Source organism: Actinoallomurus sp. NBC_01490 (genome assembly GCF_036227085.1).
Classification (GTDB): domain Bacteria; phylum Actinomycetota; class Actinomycetes; order Streptosporangiales; family Streptosporangiaceae; genus Actinoallomurus; species Actinoallomurus oryzae.
Genome location: NZ_CP109433.1, coordinates 4,380,751 through 4,398,001 on the forward strand (window position 1 = coordinate 4,380,751; position 17,251 = coordinate 4,398,001).

General features: G+C 71.4%; 15 protein-coding genes. 9 read left to right on the forward strand and 6 right to left on the reverse strand.

Annotated features, from left to right (window positions below; translation table 11 throughout):
* Positions 1–93: 93 nt before the first annotated feature.
* From OG417_RS20980 to coaE, 5 genes are all read left to right on the forward strand, one after another.
* Positions 94–1,197, forward strand: coding sequence for a polysaccharide deacetylase family protein (locus tag OG417_RS20980; protein WP_329258577.1), 1,104 nt, complete (start codon positions 94–96; stop codon positions 1,195–1,197).
* A gap of 206 nt (positions 1,198–1,403) precedes the next feature.
* Positions 1,404–2,873: a 30S ribosomal protein S1 gene (gene rpsA / locus OG417_RS20985; RefSeq protein WP_329258580.1), complete on the forward strand. Its 1,470-nt coding sequence runs from the start codon at positions 1,404–1,406 to the stop codon at positions 2,871–2,873.
* A gap of 20 nt (positions 2,874–2,893) precedes the next feature.
* Positions 2,894–4,873, forward strand: coding sequence for an endonuclease/exonuclease/phosphatase (locus OG417_RS20990; RefSeq protein ID WP_329258584.1), 1,980 nt, complete (start codon positions 2,894–2,896; stop codon positions 4,871–4,873).
* Between the two features lie 6 nt (positions 4,874–4,879).
* Positions 4,880–5,350, forward strand: a complete 471-nt coding sequence (locus OG417_RS20995) for a GNAT family N-acetyltransferase (protein ID WP_329258587.1) — start codon at positions 4,880–4,882, stop codon at positions 5,348–5,350.
* Positions 5,351–5,541: 191 nt separating this feature from the next.
* Positions 5,542–6,138, forward strand: a complete 597-nt coding sequence (gene coaE, locus OG417_RS21000; RefSeq protein WP_329258590.1) for a dephospho-CoA kinase — start codon at positions 5,542–5,544, stop codon at positions 6,136–6,138.
* A 293-nt stretch (positions 6,139–6,431) separates the two neighbouring features.
* Here coaE and OG417_RS21005 read toward each other — a convergent pair whose 3' ends face one another.
* Entirely contained in the window at positions 6,432–7,259 is an 828-nt protein-coding gene (locus tag OG417_RS21005; protein ID WP_329258593.1) for a glycerophosphodiester phosphodiesterase, read from the reverse strand.
* A gap of 191 nt (positions 7,260–7,450) precedes the next feature.
* Here OG417_RS21005 and uvrB point away from each other — a divergent pair, with 191 nt between their 5' ends.
* The 3 genes from uvrB (at position 7,451) to OG417_RS21020 (ending at position 11,617) form a co-directional block, all read left to right on the forward strand.
* On the forward strand, positions 7,451–9,559 hold the full coding sequence (gene uvrB, locus OG417_RS21010; protein WP_329258595.1) for an excinuclease ABC subunit UvrB: 2,109 nt from the start codon (positions 7,451–7,453) through the stop codon (positions 9,557–9,559).
* 154 nt (positions 9,560–9,713) lie between these two features.
* Positions 9,714–10,307 carry a TetR/AcrR family transcriptional regulator gene (locus tag OG417_RS21015; protein ID WP_329258597.1) on the forward strand — a complete coding sequence of 198 codons (594 nt, stop codon included), beginning with the start codon at positions 9,714–9,716 and terminating at the stop codon, positions 10,305–10,307.
* 89 nt (positions 10,308–10,396) lie between these two features.
* Positions 10,397–11,617, forward strand: coding sequence for an MFS transporter (locus OG417_RS21020; RefSeq protein WP_329258600.1), 1,221 nt, complete (start codon positions 10,397–10,399; stop codon positions 11,615–11,617).
* 132 nt (positions 11,618–11,749) lie between these two features.
* Here the strand turns inward: OG417_RS21020 and OG417_RS21025 are convergent, their stop codons facing one another.
* Together OG417_RS21025 and OG417_RS21030 are read right to left on the reverse strand one after the other, a co-directional pair.
* Entirely contained in the window at positions 11,750–11,953 is a 204-nt protein-coding gene (locus tag OG417_RS21025) for a cold-shock protein (protein ID WP_329258603.1), read from the reverse strand.
* A gap of 518 nt (positions 11,954–12,471) precedes the next feature.
* Positions 12,472–13,242 (reverse strand): enoyl-CoA hydratase-related protein, encoded by a 771-nt coding sequence (locus OG417_RS21030; RefSeq protein WP_329258605.1) that lies wholly within the window; start codon positions 13,240–13,242, stop codon positions 12,472–12,474.
* 166 nt (positions 13,243–13,408) lie between these two features.
* On the opposite strand from OG417_RS21030, the gene OG417_RS21035 reads away from it, so the two are divergent.
* Entirely contained in the window at positions 13,409–14,452 is a 1,044-nt protein-coding gene (locus OG417_RS21035; RefSeq protein WP_329258608.1) for a hypothetical protein, read from the forward strand.
* Here the strand turns inward: OG417_RS21035 and OG417_RS21040 are convergent.
* From OG417_RS21040 to OG417_RS21050, 3 genes are read right to left on the reverse strand one after another with little or no spacing between them, the layout of a single operon-like run.
* On the reverse strand, positions 14,389–15,516 hold the full coding sequence (locus tag OG417_RS21040) for an NAD(P)H-dependent flavin oxidoreductase (protein WP_329258612.1): 1,128 nt from the start codon (positions 15,514–15,516) through the stop codon (positions 14,389–14,391). The genes OG417_RS21035 and OG417_RS21040 overlap by 64 nt on opposite strands.
* The gene (locus OG417_RS21045) at positions 15,513–15,998 is read right to left on the reverse strand and encodes a Zn-ribbon domain-containing OB-fold protein (RefSeq protein WP_329258615.1); all 486 of its coding nucleotides are present in this window, start codon (positions 15,996–15,998) and stop codon (positions 15,513–15,515) included. The genes OG417_RS21040 and OG417_RS21045 overlap by 4 nt, the downstream gene beginning before the upstream one ends.
* On the reverse strand, positions 15,995–17,161 hold the full coding sequence (locus OG417_RS21050) for a thiolase family protein (RefSeq protein ID WP_329262435.1): 1,167 nt from the start codon (positions 17,159–17,161) through the stop codon (positions 15,995–15,997). Before OG417_RS21050 ends, OG417_RS21045 begins: the two co-directional genes overlap by 4 nt.
* Between the last annotated feature and the right edge of the window lie 90 nt (positions 17,162–17,251).

Sequence of the window (17,251 nt, forward strand, 5' to 3'; positions counted from 1 at the left end):
TAAGTAGCCTAGCGATTACATGATCGTGGTAGCGGGAAACAACCCTGAGCAGGCTCTTGTGGGCACCGCGTGCAGGATCGCTAGGGGACAACCGTGCCGCACCTTGACAAACTGGCCGCCGCATTGATCGTGATCGCCGTGGTGGTGGGCTTCGTGGCCCCCCGCGACCGGCACGGCGGCGGTTCTCCCGGCGCCAATCCGGCCGCGGGCGGCGCGGTCCACGCGGCGTCGTCCAAGGCCGCCGCCGCGCCGCGCAAGGCGCAGAAGAAGAAGGCGCCGTTCAACATGGCCAAGGCGGCAGCGGCGGCCCGCGCGGCCGGCGCGAACGAGCTCGGCATGGTCCCGATCCTGATGATCCACCGGGTGATGGCCAAGCCGCAGGTCTCGCTCGACCGCTCGACCAAGGAGCTGTACGACGAGTTCACCGGCCTGGCCAAGCAGGGCTATGTGCCGATCACCGCGGCGGAGTTCGTCAAGGGCCAGATCAACATCCCGGCGGGCAGGCATCCCGTCGTGCTGACCTTCGACGACGGGTCGATCACGCACGCCGACTTCGACGGTTCCGGAAACCCCAAGCCCGACACGGCGATCGGGGTGATCCAGCGGGTGGCGAAGGAGAATCCCGGGTTCCGGCCGGTCGCGACGTTCTTCGTGAACCGCGACCCGTTCTACGGCGGCTCCAAGCCGGGCGTGGAGACGATGCGGTGGCTGGTCCGCAACGGGTACGAGATCGCGAACCACACGACCAACCACAAGGACATGCGCAAGATGAGCCACGACGAGGTGGCCAAGGAGATCGGCACCGACGAGCAGATGATCGAAAGTGCCACCGGCAAGCCCGCGACCACCTTCGCGTTCCCGTTCGGCTCGCTGTCCCAGGCGCATCTGGACTGGGCCCAGCACGGCACCAAGCCGGCGCCGTGGAACTTCCAGGGCATGTTCCTGGCCGGGTGGAAGCCGGCCGACTCTCCGTACGCCGGCTCGTTCGACCCGCGCCAGATCCCGCGGATCCGCGACAAGGGGAAGGTCAAGGAAGATGACTGCCAGCGGTACTGTTCGACGGCGTGGCTGGAGTGGCTGGCCAAGAACCCCGACAAGCGTTACACCTCCGACGGGAACCCGGCCACGATCGCCTTCCCGCAGGATAAGATGATCTACCTCTACACGCGTTACAAGGAGTGGGCCTGCCCCTACTGACCACTCTTGAGATTGACCGCTGCCCATGGCCTCCCATATCCTGATCGCTGCGCTGTGGGCCTGTGCGCGCCTCGGACAGAGCAGGCTCGCGCTCGGTCAAGTCGACATCGGTCTGGTCAAACCGCCGGTTCATCGGCAGGGACGATAACTGGCCCTCCGCGCAACACAGGCAACTACGCATGTCCGTATCCGGAGCCATCCCACACATGACGAGCAGCACCGAGGCCACCTCGAGTACCCCGCAGGTAGCGGTCAATGACATCGGGTCCGAGGAAGCCTTCCTCGCGGCGATCGACGAGACCATCAAGTACTTCAACGACGGCGACATTGTCGAGGGCACTGTCGTCAAGGTCGACCGAGACGAGGTCTTGCTCGACATCGGCTACAAGACCGAGGGCGTCATCCCCTCGCGTGAGCTGTCCATCAAGCACGATGTCGACCCGAACGAGGTCGTCAAGGTCGGTGATCACGTCGAGGCCCTGGTTCTCCAGAAGGAGGACAAGGAAGGTCGCCTCATCCTGTCCAAGAAGCGCGCCCAGTACGAGCGCGCCTGGGGCACGATCGAGAAGATCAAGGACGAGGATGGCATCGTCACCGGCACGGTCATCGAGGTCGTCAAGGGCGGCCTGATCCTCGACATCGGGCTGCGCGGCTTCCTTCCCGCGTCCCTGGTGGAGATGCGCCGGGTGCGCGACCTTCAGCCGTACGTCGGGCGAGAGCTCGAAGCCAAGATCATCGAGCTGGACAAGAACCGCAACAACGTGGTCCTGTCCCGCCGTGCCTGGCTGGAGCAGACCCAGAGCGAGGTCCGCCAGACCTTCCTCAACACCCTCCAGAAGGGCCAGGTCCGCAAGGGCGTCGTGTCCAGCATCGTCAACTTCGGTGCGTTCGTGGACCTCGGCGGCGTCGACGGCCTGGTGCACGTGTCCGAGCTGTCCTGGAAGCACATCGACCACCCGTCCGAGGTCGTCGAGGTGGGCCAGGAGGTCACCGTCGAGGTCCTCGACGTGGACATGGAGCGCGAGCGGGTCTCCCTGTCGCTCAAGGCGACGCAGGAGGACCCCTGGCAGCAGTTCGCCCGCACCCACCAGATCGGCCAGGTCGTGCCGGGCCGCGTCACCAAGCTGGTGCCGTTCGGCGCGTTCGTCCGGGTCGAGGAGGGCATCGAGGGCCTGGTGCACATCTCCGAGCTGGCCGAGCGCCACGTGGAGATCCCCGAGCAGGTCGTCCAGGTCGGCGACGAGATCTTCGTGAAGATCATCGACATCGACCTCGACCGGCGTCGCATCAGCCTCTCGCTGAAGCAGGCCAACGAGGGCGGCGGCACGTTCACCGACGAGGAGTTCGACCCGACGCTCTACGGCATGCCGGCCGAGTACGACGAGCAGGGCAACTACAAGTACCCCGAGGGCTTCGACTCCGAGACCGGAGACTGGCTCGAGGGCTTCGACCAGCAGCGTGAGACGTGGGAGCGGCAGTACGCCGAGGCGCGTGCCCGTTTCGACGCCCACAAGAAGCAGGTCGAGGAGGCGCGCAAGGCCGAGGCCGAGGCGGCCGGTCCGCAGTCGTACAACACCGAGGACCAGTCCGGCGGTGGCGGCGACGCAGGTGGCGCGCTGGCGTCCGACGAGGCCCTCGCGGCCCTGCGCGAGAAGCTGTCCGGCGGCCAGGAGTAAGCGGAGCAAAATAACCGCATATGGTCGATTCCGACACACGCGTACGTCCCGGGGGTCCCGCCGCATCGGCGGGGCCCCCGGTCGTTCCGCAGGAGTTCTCCCGCATTCTGCTGATCGCGGTGACCATCGCCGTCCTGACCGAGGTGCTGCGGGCCGCGTTCCCCTCATTCGGCCACTTCGCGACGGCCTCCGGCGCGGTCACCGCGACCGCGGCGATCCTGATCGTCAGCCTGGCCGGCTTTCTGGCGCCCGTGGCGCGCGCCGTGGCCGGGCCACGCGGCCTGCTGGTGGCCGGCGTCGGCGGCCTGCTCGCCGTACGGCTCGCCGTTCAGGCGCTGCCGGCCGCGCTGTGGCCGGATCTGGCCGGGGTCGCGTTCGGCATGCTCGCTCTGACCGCCCTGTACGAGACGGCGCGTGGCCTGTCGGGCACCGGGTTCGCGGTGGCCGTGGTCGGCGGGCTGACCGGCGACACCGCGCTGTCCCTGGCGTTCGGCACCTGGGATCCGGCGGCCCGCGGCGGCGTCCTGCCGTGGCTGGCCTGCGTGATCATCGTCGGGGCCGGAGCGTTCGCCCTCGTACGGCAGATGCGGGTCCCGCCGATCGAGGCGCCCGCGATCGGCTGGCGCGACGCGCTCGGCGCCGCGGCGCTCGGGCCGTTCCTGGCGCTGCAGATCCTCGTGCTGGCCAGCCCGGCGTTCGCGGCCTCCAGCGGATGGCTGTCCCTGCCGGTCGCCGGCGCGGTCGTCCTCGCCGCACAGTCCCTCACGCTGGCGTTCCTGTCCTCCGGCCTGGCCGTCGCGGCCGTACCCGGCGGCGTGTGCGTGTTCGGCGGCGCCCTGCTGGGCGTCGGCGCCGGCGCGGTGACCGGACGGTACGGGCTGACCGGCGTGGTCGCCGTCGCGGTCGTCGTCGCGGGCCAGGTGCTGTCGGCGTGGCTGCTCGCGGTCGCCTGCCGGGTGCCGCTGCGCCGCGGCGGCTACCGTGGCCGTCGCGCGGCCGGGACCGATGGGGCCTCCGTGGCGTCCGTGGCGGCGCGCCCGCGTGACCTGGGCGGGCGGGCCTGGCGCATCGACCTGGGCGTGGCGGTGGGCGGCCTGCTCGCCGCCCTGGTCCTCCTGCCGTACCAGGCGCACTACGCCGAACCGCTCCCGCTGCCGAACAAGGTGCTGCCCGGCGCGGCCGGCATCGTCCTCGGCCTGCTCTCGGCGATCGCGGCGGCGCGCGGCGGCCCGCTTCCGGCGCGGTCGTGGGCGCGTGCGCTCGGCGCCGGCGGCGGTGCGCTGGTGCTGCTCGTCGTGCCGGCCGCGTACGCGGTGACCGCCCCGGAGACCTCGCGTGCGGCCGCGCAGCCCGGCACGTTCCGGCTCGCGGCCTACGACATCGACCAGGCCGTCGACGCCGACGGGCGGCTCGACCCGGAGGCGGTCGCCCGCACCATCGAGGCGCAGCACGCCGACGTGGTCGCGCTGCAGTCCGTCGGCCGCGGCTGGCCGCTGTCGGGCACCGCCGACGTCGGGTCCTGGCTGGCCCGCAGGCTCGGCATGCGGCTCGTGTGGGGGCCGGCCGCCGACCAGCAGTTCGGCAACGCCGTGCTGTCCCGGCTCCCGGTGAGGGCCAGCGGCACCGGCCGGCTGCCCGTGGGCGCCGGGCCACAGGCGCGCGGCTACGTCTGGGCGCGGATCGACGCCGGCGGCGGCCGTACGGCGGACGTGTGGTCGGTGGACGTCCAGCACGGCGCCGACCGCACCCGCACCCGGCTCGCCGAGATCGGCAGCCTGCTCCAGGCGTGGAGCGGCGCCCCGCACACGGTGATCGCCGGGAACCTGGACGCGGCGAGCGGACGGCCGGAGGCGAACCGGATCACCGGGCAGGGCGACCTGCGCGCCGCCGGCGGTGACGCCGTCGTCTCCGTCTTCGGCACCGGCGACCTGGGGTTCGGTGACACCGTCACGGGCCCGCACCGGTCGGTGCTGGCGGCCACCGTACGGGTCGTAGGCTGAGCGCTCATGGACGGTGTGCGGATCGAGCGGGCCGACGGGACGGACGCGGGGGAGATCCTCACGCTCCAGCGCGCCGCGTACGTGACCGAGGCGCAGTTGCACGGCGACCCGTTCCTGCCGCCGCTGGTCGAGTCGATCGACCAGGTGCGCGAGATGATCAACGGTTCGCTCGTGCTGAAGGCCGTGGCCGGCACGCGCATCGCCGGGTCCGTACGCGGCCGGTTCAACGACCGGACCTGCCTGATCGGCCGGCTCGTCGTCGCCCCCGACCTGCAGGGCCGGGGCATCGGCCGCGCGCTGATGGGCGCCCTGGAGGAGGAGGCGGCCGGGCGGGCCGACGCCTGCGTGCTGTTCACCGGCCACCTGAGTGAGGCGAACCTGCGGCTCTACCGGCGTCTGGGGTACGGCGAGACGCATCGGGAGCGGGTCGCCGACCACCTGATGCTCGTTCACATGCGCAAGAGCCTGCGCGGATAGGGGCGCGCGTAGCGAGCGGCGTTCAGGTGGTGCCTGGCAAGGCGGAGGAGGGAGTCGGCCCGGGTTTGGCCGTCGACTGACGACAACGCGGCCGGGCGCCGCCTGAACGCCGCGCAGTAGCGCAGTCCCTATCCGCGCAGGCTCTAAGAGCCTCGTGGCGGCGGAGAGGGCCGAGTGAGTACTCTCGGCACGTGCTGAGAGTGGGATTGACCGGCGGCATCGGCTCGGGCAAGAGCGAGGTGTCGCGGCGGCTGGTGGCGCTCGGCGCCGTCCTGGTCGACGCCGACGCGGTCGCACGCGAGGTGGTCGAGCCCGGCACGCCCGGCCTGGCCGCGGTCGTGGAGGAGTTCGGCGAGCAGGTCCTGCTGCCGGGCGGAGGCCTGGACCGCGAACGGCTGGGCGCGATCGTGTTCGCCGACGACGCCCGCCGCGAGCGCCTCAACGCGATCGTGCACCCGCTCGTCGGGCAGCGGATGCAGGAGCTGGTCGACGACGCCCCAGCGGACGCCATCGTGATCTACGACGTGCCGCTGCTCACCGAGAACGACCTGGCCGGCCTGTACGACCTCGTGGTCGTCGTGGACACCCCGGTCGAGGAGCAGGTGCGGCGCCTCACGGAGCTGCGCGGCATGAGCGAGGAGGCGGCCCGCGCCCGCATCGCCGCCCAGGCCACCCGTGAGCGGCGGCGCGCGATCGCCGACCGGATCATCGACAACTCCGGCACGCTGGAGTCGCTGCTCGCCCAGGTCGACGACCTGTGGGCCGACCTGACCCGCCGAGCCGCCTGACCGTTCAGGCGGGGCGGGCGTACGGGTGTTCGAGCCGGGGCCCTGCTCCGGCTCGCGCCGCGGACCTGGGGCTCCAGCTCTGGCGGCTGATACGCGAGCCCGTGCTCACCCGAGCCGTGTCGTGCGCAGGGGAGGCCACGCCGCCTGCCCTGGCTCCGCTCCCCGGCGCCGCTGTGCGGCGCTCAGAGCGCTTTTGCCGCGTTGTCGCCGGTCGGCCGCCCCGAACACCGAGTCGCCCGTCTTCACCGCCTGGACGCGCCCTGCGGCCCGTCGCTCGCCGTGAGCCGCCCCGGTCAGTGCGGCACGGCCTCGGGGCGGTTGCTGACGATCCCGTCGACCCTGTCGTCGATCAGCCGCCGCATGGTCGCCGGGCTGTCGGCGACCCAGGCGAAGACCTTCATGTGCTGGGTGTGCACCGCGCGTACGTAGGCGGCGCTGACGGTGTCGTAGCGGGGGTTGACGTAGCCGGCGTAGCGGGCGACGGCGGGCAGCTGCCGGGTCGTGGGGGTGCCGATCACGCCGGTGGGCACCGAGGGGAGCAGCCGGTGGAAGCTCTCCACCGAGGGCCAGTCGAAGCTCTGCACGACCGTGCGGTCCGGGAGCAGCCAGTCGGGCTGGGCGCGCAGCACCTGCGCGACGCGCCCGGTCATGCCCGGGTAGAGCGCGGGATTCTTGAGCTCCAGGAGCAGCTTCATGTCGCTGCCCTCCATGTCGCGCAGCGTCTCGGTGAGCGTGGGGACGCGTTCGCCCGCGTAGCGGGCCGAGAACCACGAACCGGCGTCGAGCCGCTTGATCTGGGCGAGTGTGAAGTCGCCGACCCGCCACGGTGACCGGCCCGGGAAGACCTTCTCGGCGTCGGTCGTACGGCTCAGCGTCGCGTCGTGCATGATGATCGGCACGTGGTCGCGCGTCTCCTGCACGTCGAGCTCGAAGTAGTCGGCGTTCGCGGCCCTGGCCTCGTAGAAGGAGGCCAGGGTGTTCTCCGGGGCGTGCGCGGAGGCGCCCCGATGCGCGATGTCGGCCACGCCCGCTCCGGCCGGTTGCCGCGTGGCCGGGGCGAACGCCATGCCGGCGTAGGTGAGGGGCAGGGCCGAGACGAGGGCGGCGATGCGGTGGGCCATGACGACCTCCGGCGACGATTTAACGGAGCGTGACGTTTCGATTACTGTACGGTGACGACAGGGGAGTCCGCGACAGCGCCACCGGAATGTCACCGGCGGGTCGTACGGTTGACATACACGGACGGCCAGGGGGAGCCGCCCGCCTCGCCGCCCCTCTGGGCGGCGACCACAGACTCACCGGAGGAAACAGCGTGCGGCCTGTCACCGATCTTCAGCGCAAGGTGGCGCCCTTCGAGGTCGTCACCGACATGAGTCCGTCCGGCGACCAGCCGCAGGCGATCGGCGAGCTGGAGCGGCGGGTCAAGCGGGGCGACAAGGACGCGGTGCTCCTGGGCGCCACCGGCACCGGCAAGACCGCGACCGTGGCCTGGCTGATCGAGAAGGTCCAGCGCCCGACGCTGGTCATGCAGCCGAACAAGACGCTCGCCGCGCAGTTCGCCAACGAACTGCGCGAGATGCTGCCGAACAATGCGGTCGAATACTTCGTCTCCTACTACGACTACTACCAGCCGGAGGCGTACGTCCCGCAGACCGACACCTACATCGAGAAGGACTCCTCGATCAACGACGAGGTGGAGCGGCTGCGGCACTCGGCGACCAACTCGCTGCTGACCCGCCGTGACACCATCGTGGTCGCGTCGGTGTCGTGCATCTACGGCCTGGGCACCCCGCAGGAGTACGTCGACCGCATGGTGCGGCTGCGGGTGGGCGACGAGATCGAGCGCGACGAGCTGCTGCGGCGCCTGGTCGGCATGCAGTACGCCCGCAACGACCTGGCGTTCACCCGCGGCACGTTCCGCGTGCGCGGCGACACGGTCGAGATCATCCCGCAGTACGAGGAGCTCGCCGTCCGCATCGAGATGTTCGGCGACGAGATCGAGAAGCTCGCGACCCTGCACCCGCTGACCGGCGAGGTCGTCACCGAGGACGACGAGCTCTACATCTTCCCCGCCTCCCACTACGTCGCCGGCCCGGAGCGGATGGAGCGGGCGATCAAGGGCATCGAGCAGGAGCTCGAAGAGCGGCTGGCCGAGCTGGAGCGGCACGGCAAGCTGCTGGAGGCCCAGCGGCTGCGGATGCGCACCACGTACGACATCGAGATGATGCGGCAGGTCGGCACCTGCTCCGGCATCGAGAACTACTCCCGCCACATCGACGGCCGTGGTCCCGGCACGCCGCCCAACACCCTGCTCGACTACTTCCCCGAGGACTTCCTCCTCGTGATCGACGAGTCGCACCAGACGACGCCGCAGATCGGCGCGATGTACGAGGGCGACATGTCGCGTAAGCGCACGCTGGTGGAGCACGGGTTCCGGCTGCCGAGCGCGCAGGACAACCGGCCGCTCAAGTGGGAGGAGTTCCTGGAGCGGATCGGCCAGACGATCTACCTGTCGGCGACGCCGGGGCCGTACGAGCTGGGGCGCGTCAAGGGCGACGTGGTCGAGCAGGTGATCCGCCCGACCGGCCTGGTCGACCCGGAGGTGGTCATCAAGCCGACCAAGGGGCAGATCGACGACCTGGTCCACGAGATCCGCGAGCGGGCCGAGCGCGACGAGCGGGTCCTGGTCACCACGCTGACCAAGAAGATGGCCGAGGACCTGACCGACTACCTCCTGGAGCTGGGCATCCGGGTGCGCTACCTGCACAGCGAGGTCGACACGCTGCGCCGCGTGGAGCTGCTGCGCGAGCTGCGGCTGGGCGAGTTCGACGTGCTGGTCGGCATCAACCTGCTCCGTGAGGGCCTCGACCTGCCCGAGGTGTCGCTGGTGTCGATCCTCGACGCCGACAAGGAGGGCTTCCTGCGGTCGGAGACGTCACTGATCCAGACGATCGGCCGTGCCGCGCGTAACGTGTCCGGCCAGGTCCACATGTACGCCGACAAGGTCACTCCCTCGATGGAGCGCGCGATCGACGAGACCAACCGCCGCCGCGCCAAGCAGATGGCCTACAACGAGGCGAACGGCATCGAGCCCACCGCGCTCCGCAAGAAGATCGCCGACATCCTCGACATGCTGGCCCGCGAGGACGCCGACACCGAGGAGCTCATCGGCGCCGGCCGCCAGCAGAGCCGCGGCAAGGCCCCCGTCCCGGGCCTGTCCGCCAAGCGCACGGGCCGCCACGCCGCCGACCTGGTCGGCGAACGCCCCCGCGAGGAGATGGAGTCTCTGATCGACCAGATGACCCAGCAGATGCACCACGCGGCCGAAGAACTCCAGTTCGAGGTCGCCGCCCGCCTCCGCGATGAGATCAAGGAACTCAAGCGCGAACTCCGCGACATGAAGGAAGCCGGCGTCAAGTAGCCGGCGACGACCACCCGACGGCCGCCCGCCCTGGCGGCGTCGGGTAGGGGCGAGGAGTGCCAGGGGCGGGGTGGCGATCGACCACGCGGTCGGCTCGGCGCACTTCGCGCGCTGCGTATTGCATTGATCAGTGCAAAACGCGTAACCTGCTGATATGGCACGACCGAGGACGTTCGATGAGGACCGTGTCCTGGAGGCGGCGATGCACGCCTTCTGGACGAACGGCTATGAGGCCACCTCGACCCGGGACCTGTGTGAGGCCGTGGGCCTCGACCGGAGCAGCGTCTACAACGCCTTCGAGAGCAAGCACGAGCTCTTCAAGCGGGCGTTGACCCGTTACATCGACACCACCACCGCCGGCCAGCTGGAGATCCTGGAAGACCGGGAGCGGTCGGCGGTCGAGCGGATCCGTGCCCTGCTCCGCACGATCGTCGACGGCGAGATGGAGAACCGGCGTAACGGCCACCCCGGCTGTCTGACGGTCAACACCACGGTCGAACTCGCCGGGCGCGACGCGGAGGTCGCCGCGTTGCTGGAGCGTGACCTGGCCCGGCGGCTGGACGTCATCCGGACCGTCATCGAGACGGGCCGGCGCACCGGAGAGATCACCTCCACGCGGGACTCGGACGATCTGGCGCGGTTCCTCAACGCCGTGATCGCCGGGATCCGCGTGGCCGCCCAGGGCGGCGCCGACCGGCTCGCGCTGGAAGCGATCGCGGCCACCGCCCTTGACGCACTGACACCCTGACGCCCGGTTTCCGCTGAGCGCCGCCGTAGGTTCGCGCGTGCCTCGATTTTACACCGACCGATACAAAATCCTTGCCAGGAGGATCTGCTGTGCCCCGTGTCATCTACGTACTGGCCCTCGGCGTCTTCGCCATGGTGAGCAGCGAGTTCGCCGTCGCCGGGCTCATGCCGCAACTCGCCGCCGGTCTGAACGCCACCGTTCCGCAGATCGGCTATCTCATCACCGCGTTCGCCGTGGCGATGGCGGCCGGCGGTCCGTTCCTCACCATCGCGGTGATCAGGCTCCGTCCCAGGGCGGCGCTCATCGTGCTGTTCGCGATCTTCTTGGCGGGCAATCTGCTGGCCGCCGCCGCGACCTCCTACGCGGTCATGATGGTGGCGCGCGTCATCACCGGCATCGCGGCCCAGGCCTTCTTCGGGGTCGCCATCTCGCTGGCGGCCCGGCTGACGCGACCCCAGGTGCGTGGCCGGGCCATCGCCGTGGTCATGAACGGGCTGATGGTGGGCACGCTGCTGGGCCTGCCGCTCTCGACGCTGATCGGAGAGCGCCTGGGCTGGCGCGCCGCCTTCTGGGCCGTCAGTGCCGTGGCCGTCCTCGCGGCGTCGGCGACGGTGGCCGGAGTGCCTCGCGTCGAGCACGCCGGCGGCGGAGGGGAGGGCGCCCGGAAGGAGATGGGCGCATTCGCCCGTCCTCGCCTGTGGCTGGTGTTCTCGACCAGCACGTTCATCATCGGTGCGACCTTCTCCGCCTTCAGCTACCTCACCCCGATTCTCACCCGGGTCAGCGGATTCGGCGGCGGCACCGTGCCGTTCCTGCTCATCGCCTACGGCGCGGCCACAGTGATCGGCAACCACGTCGTCGGGCGTCTCGCCGACCGGCACACGGTCGGCGTCCAACTGTGCGGCCTGGTCCTGAACCTGCTCTTCCTGACCGGGTTCGCCCTGCTGGCCGGCATCGGCGTTCTCGCCGTGACCTTCATGCTGGGTGTCGGCCTGGTCGGCGTGACGATGAACCCGGCCATGGTGACGCGCGTCCAGCGGACGGGGAACGCCGGGCCGCTCGTCAACACCGTCCACTCATCGTTCATCACCCTGGGCGTCATCATCGGTTCCTCGGCCGGGGGCGTGGCCATCGACACCTTCGGGCTGCGGGCCCCGCTCTGGCTCGGCGCAGCCCTGGCGTTCCTGGGAATCCTCACTCTCCTGCCCGAGTTCACTCCCGGAACCTCGACGCCCGGCACCGCCGAAGAATCCTCCCCGGCCGGCGAGAGACGGACGGCCTGGGGCCTGTCCCGAAGTTCCCGTCCGTAGCGAGCGACGCCTGGACGCCGCGCAGCAGGACAGCGGGGCCTTGAGGCAGGCTTCAGGGCGGTGGAAAGCAGACCGGGCCCGCACCGACCTCGTCATGAGTCGGTGGGGCCCAGCCTTGGGTCGTCCTAAGTCTTAGATCGGCGTAACCTGCTCCGCCTGGGGGCCCTTCGGACCCTGGGTCGTCTCGAAGCTCACGCGCTGGTTCTCCTCCAGCGTACGGAAGCCGCTGGTGGTGATCGCCGAGTAGTGCACGAACACGTCCGGGCCGCCGCCGTCAGGTGCGATGAACCCGAAGCCCTTGTCGGCGTTGAACCACTTGACGGTGCCTTCTGCCACTTTCTCTCCTTGCTTGGGACCTCACCGGGGCGCCGGTTGGCGAACCGGGCTGCATCACGGACTTCGGCTTGCTTCCGCGAAGACTATCCCGGAGAAGCGAAAACGCCCGCCGTCACTTCCGCGGGCGTTCAAGACGAACTCAATACGTACGAGGAAACTACGACTGCAACGCATACCATGCTATCGGCTCTCCGTATTAGCGGCAACCGGCCGCACGGCGTGCTATGGGACCCCGGCAGAGCCTCGGCCGGCGCCCGCACGGCCGCTGTACGCCGCCCTGGCGCCACGCCGTCACCAGCGCCCTGATCGGCGAGAACAACGGCTTCCGCCGCCGTCAGACGCCGTATCCGTCACGGACCGGAGGATCCTTCCGGAGGCGTCCACGACCCTGTCCGCCACGGGCCGGGGATTCTCCCCGAAGCGCCCATGACCCTTCCCGGACCGGCCTCGGGACCAGGCCTTACGGCCACCGGATCACCAGCGGTGATCCGTGCTCTCGCCACCGCAACCGACGCGAATCACGCGGGCCACTGCGGCGCGCGCTTTTCGAGGAATGCCCGGATTCCTTCCTGCGCCTCGGGGGTCTGGCTCGCCGCGGCCATCACCTCCACCGCGTACGTGTAGGCGTCCGCCTCCGGGTGACCGAGCTGGGCGTACATCGCCTGCTTGCCGAGGGCCTTGCTGCGCCGGCTGCCACGCGTGGCGCGTTCGAGCAGCTCGCGTGTTGCCTTCTCCAGCTCCTCCGGGGGCACGGCGCGGTTGATCAGGCCCCAGTCGAGCGCGGTGCCGGCGTCGATGACGTCGCCGGTCAGCGCCATCTCCATCGCCCGTTTGCGCCCGACATTGCGGGCGATGGGCACCATCGGCGTGTGGCAGAACCAGCCGCCCTTACCGCCGGGGGCGGCGAACCCCGCGCTCCACGTCGCGACGGCCAGGTCGCAGGTGGCCACGAGCTGGCAGCCGGCGGCGGTCGCCAGCCCGTGCACCCGGGCGATCACGACCTGCGGGACGGACTGGATGGTCTCCATCAGCTCCCGGCAGGCGAGGAGCAGCTCTCGTGCGGCGCCGAGGTCCGCGCCGGCCAGGTCGGCGAAGTCGTGTCCGGCGGAGAAGACCGGGCCGTTGCCGGCCAGCACCGTCCCTGTCGCGTCCGTCTCGCCGACCTGCCGGAACGCCGTGGTCAGCGCGCGCATGTGGGACAGGGACAGAGCGTTGCGGCGTTCGGGCCGGTTCATCGTGATGACGGCGAACGGGCCGTCGGTCTCGACCAGTACCTCGTCAGAGCTCATGTCCGCACGGTACGTCGCGGATCGCCTCGATCACCACGTTCGAGCGGCTCCGTCGTCTCTCGGCGGGCCGTGCGCCGCACCGGAGCCCGGGCATGGCCGGGTGGCCATGCCGCCATGGCCGATCGGCCGACGCGGCCGTACGCCCGGCGTTCCTACGCTCGGGCGGGTGACCGGACGACATCCACGCCACCGGGGACGCGCCGTCGCCCTGTTCTTCCTCGCGCCGCTCGTGGGGGAGTACCTGCTCGGCAACACCCCGATCACCGACGTCGCCTCGCTGTTGATGTTCGCTCCCATGTACGGCGGTGGCGCGCTGTTGATCCGCGAGACGGCGCGCCGGTACGGGCGCGGGTGGCCGACGATGATCGTCCTCGCGGCCGCGTACGCCCTCCTCGAGGAGGGGCCGATCGACATGATGCTGTGGAACCCCTCCTACGGCGGATTCGACATCGCCGCCGCCTACTCCGGCACGTACGTCCCCGCGCTCGGCACCAGCGTCCAGATGCTCCAGGACGTGCTGTCGATGCACACCGTCTGGAGCATCTGCGTGCCGATCGCCCTCGTGGAGGCCTGCGGCCGCGAGGCCACCGGGCCCTGGCTCGGCCGTACCGGCACCGCGGTGACCGCCGGGCTGTTCGCCGCCGGGTCGGCGCTGCTGTCGGCCGCGCAGGTCGCCCAGACGCGCTTCGTCGCCTCACCGGCCGAGCTGGCCTGGTGCTCCACCGTCATCGTCGCGCTCGTCGGGGTCGCGTTCGCGCTCCGCCGCGGCCCGTCGGCCAGGTCCGGGCCCGCAGCCCCGGCGCCCTGGAGGGTGGGAACGGCCGCGTTCGGGGTGACGAGTCTCTACTGGGCCCGTGAGTTCCTCGGCGAGGGCGTCCCACAGTGGGCCGTGGCGGGCGCCTGGTTCGGGCTCGTCGCCGCGAGCGTGGCGCTGTGCGCGCGCTGGTGCCGCCGTACGGGCTGGGGCGAGGCGCACCGCCTCGCCCTGGCCGGTGGGGCGCTGCTCACCTACGCGTGGGTCGGCGTCTCGCACGCGCGGGACATGGACGTCCCCCGGGGCACCGCGCTGACCGGGAACGTGGTGTTCGGTCTCGGCGCGGTCGCGCTGTCGGCCGCGGCCGCCCGCTCCGTACGCCGCCGTGAGGCTCAGCCGTCGCCGAGCGCCGCCAGCCGTTCCAGTGCCTCGCCGAACTCCTCGACCATCTCGTAGACGACCTGGCGTGCGGGCTTGACGGTGTTCATCCGGCCGACGACCTGGCCGACGAAGTAGTTCACCAGTTGCCGGGCGCCCTCGTTGCCGTTCTCGGCGGCCGTGCCGATCGGCCCCATCGCGCCCTCGGCGACGATCATCTGGAGCGGCATCGGCAGCGCGCCGGGGCTGGCCGGGGAGGCGTCCCACTCGTCCGTCCACGCCGATCGCAGCTGCCGCGCGGGCTTGCCCGTACGGGACCGGGAGCGCACGGTGTCGCTCGAGGAGGCGGCGAGCATCTTGGCCTTCACCGCCGGGAGCGTCTCGGCCTCCTCGGTGGTCAGCCAGACCGAGCCGCACCACACGCCCTGCGCGCCGAGCGCCATGGCCGCGGCCATCTGCCGGCCCGACGCGATGCCGCCCGCCGCGAGCACGGGCAGCGGCGCCACGGCGTCCACGACCTCCGGAACGAGAACCATCGTGGAGATCTCGCCCGTGTGCCCGCCGGCCTCCGAGCCCTGCGCGACGATCAGGTCGGCGCCGGCCTGGACCTGGCGGCGCGCGTGCTCGACCGTGCCGACGAGCGCGGCGACCGGCACGCCCGCGGCCCGCGCGCGTTCGACCATGACCGGCGGGGGCGGGCCGAGGGCGCTGGCGATGAGCCGGATCGGGTGGCGCAGAGCGACGTCGATCAGTTCGGTCGCGCCCTGTTCGGTCACCTGGCGACCGCCGCGGCGGGCGTCCCGGCGGCCGGCCGTCAGGTCGGGGGTGGGCACGCCGTACCGCTCGAACAGCCCGGCGAGGAACTCCCAGTGCCCCGCCGGGATCGCCGACAGCAGGTCACCGGGTGCCTCCGCCTCTTTGGCGATCTTGCCGGGCACGAGGACGTCGACGCCGTACGGGCGGCCGCCCACATGGTCGTCGATCCAGCGCAGCTCCTCCTCGAGCCGGTCGGGGGAGTAGGCGACGGCGCCGAGCACCCCGAATCCGCCCGCGTTGGTGACCGCCGCGACCACGTCACGGCAGTGGCTGAAGGCGAACAGCGGGAACTCGATCCCGAACGTTTCGCACACGTCTGTTCTCACCGGTCGCGCTCCTCGAACACCGGGTAGCTCTCGCCCTCGTCCGGATGGACGAATCTCGCCCGCAGGGGCAGTCCCTCGCGCGGTGCCTCCACCGCCTCCAGCCGCGTGTACATCCAGGGGCCCTCGGCCAGCTCGACCAGGGCCAGGGGCGCCGTCTCGCCCGTACGGGAGTGGGCGACCGCCCAGGAGACCAGCACCGCCTCGCCGCTCGCCTCGGCCCAGGACAGGTCGTCGGTGCCGCATCCGGGGCAGCCGGTCGCGTCGGGGGCGAACCACCGCTCGCAGGAGGCGCAGCAGCGTACGACCAGCCGGTCCTCGGCGGCGCCGTCGAAGAACGGGTCGCCGCGGCCGTCACGCCGGATCGGACCGGCCGCGGGTGTGACCACCGGGGCGCCCTGGCTGCGCTCGGTCATGGGTCCTCCTGCGTCGGAGGGGGTGACCACCGGGGCGCGTCTTTCGATCCCCTCGCCTCGCTCGGTCATGGGGCCTCCTTCGCGTGCGGGCTCACGACCAGCGTCGCGTGGTGGTCGAGGATGCCGCCGTTGCCGCTGACGAGGATCACGTCATTGCGGGGCGCCTGCCGCTCGCCGCCCTGGCCGCGGGCCTGGATCACGGCCTCGGACAGCGGGGTCATGCCCCACATGTAGTAGCCCGACAGCTGCCCGCCGCCGGTGTTGACCGGCAGCGCGCCGCCCGGGCCGAGAGCGCCGCTCGCGGCGAACGGCCCGCCCTCGCCCTTGGCGCAGAAGTCGTAGTCCTCCAGCGTCACCAGGACGGTGAAGGTGTAGCAGTCATAGATCTGGCAGCTGTCGACGTCGGCCGGCGTGATCCCCGCCATCTTCATCGCGGCCGGCCCGGACAGCGCGGCTCCGGTGGTCAGCCCGAAGTCGCCGCCGCGCTCCATGCGGCGGCCGGGGTGGCCCTGGCCCCACCCCCACACGTGGACGGGCGGCCGGGCCAGGTCGCGGGCGCGCTCGGCGCTCGTGACGATCACGGCGATGCCGCCGTTGGAGACGAGGCAGCAGTCGAGCAGGTGCAGCGGTTCGACGACCCAGCGGGACTCCTGGTGGTCGCGCAGCGAGATCGGCTCGCGCATCTGGGCGAGCGGGTTGCCGCCGGCCCAGGCGCGGGTGGCGACGGCGATCGCGCCGAGCTGCTCGCTCGTGGTGCCGTAGCGCTCCATGTGCCGCCGGGCGGCGAGGGCGTAGAAGGCGTTGACGCTGCGGAAGCCCAGCGCCGCCTGGAGGCCGCCGATGCCGTGCCACTCCGCCGCGTCGCGGTGGTAGGCGGAGCCGGAGGAGCGCTCGGGGCGCAGCGGCGCGTCGGCGAAGACGCAGGCCACCGCCGAGGCGGCGCCGCTGCCGACCATCGCGGCGGCGTGGGAGACCATGCCGATCGCGGTCGCGCCGTAGGAGTTCATCTTGGTGAGCAGCCGCAGGTCCCGCAGGCCGAGCACGCCCGCCAGCTCGATGCCGGGGGAGCCGGACAGGCCGTGGCTGACGATCAGCCCGTCGAGGTCGGACAGGGCGATGCCGGCGTCGTCGGCGGCGGCGCGTACGGCGTCGGCCGCCAGCCGGCGCGGGCTGCGGCCGTACACCTTGCCGAGCTCGGTCATCCCGAGCCCGGCGATCGCCGCGCCGGTCATCGTCACGCGAGCCCCTCCCCGGAGACGGCCCGGAGCCCCCGCGAGGGCCCGGACGGTCTCTCAGCGTTCCGTCCGCTCCCACGTTACCGA

What these genes read in the sequence shown, in the direction of transcription:
- OG417_RS21005 (WP_329258593.1), bottom strand. Translation starts at nt 7,259, where the DNA reads ATGGCCCACCGCATCGCCGCCCTCGTCTCGGCCCTGCCCCTCACCTAC.
- OG417_RS20990 (WP_329258584.1), top strand. Translation starts at nt 2,894, where the DNA reads ATGGTCGATTCCGACACACGCGTACGTCCCGGGGGTCCCGCCGCATCG.
- OG417_RS21030 (WP_329258605.1), bottom strand. Translation starts at nt 13,242, where the DNA reads ATGAGCTCTGACGAGGTACTGGTCGAGACCGACGGCCCGTTCGCCGTC.
- OG417_RS21015 (WP_329258597.1), top strand. Translation starts at nt 9,714, where the DNA reads ATGGCACGACCGAGGACGTTCGATGAGGACCGTGTCCTGGAGGCGGCG.
- OG417_RS21045 (WP_329258615.1), bottom strand. Translation starts at nt 15,998, where the DNA reads ATGACCGAGCGAGGCGAGGGGATCGAAAGACGCGCCCCGGTGGTCACC.
- rpsA (WP_329258580.1), top strand. Translation starts at nt 1,404, where the DNA reads ATGACGAGCAGCACCGAGGCCACCTCGAGTACCCCGCAGGTAGCGGTC.
- OG417_RS21050 (WP_329262435.1), bottom strand. Translation starts at nt 17,161, where the DNA reads ATGACCGGCGCGGCGATCGCCGGGCTCGGGATGACCGAGCTCGGCAAG.
- OG417_RS20995 (WP_329258587.1), top strand. Translation starts at nt 4,880, where the DNA reads ATGGACGGTGTGCGGATCGAGCGGGCCGACGGGACGGACGCGGGGGAG.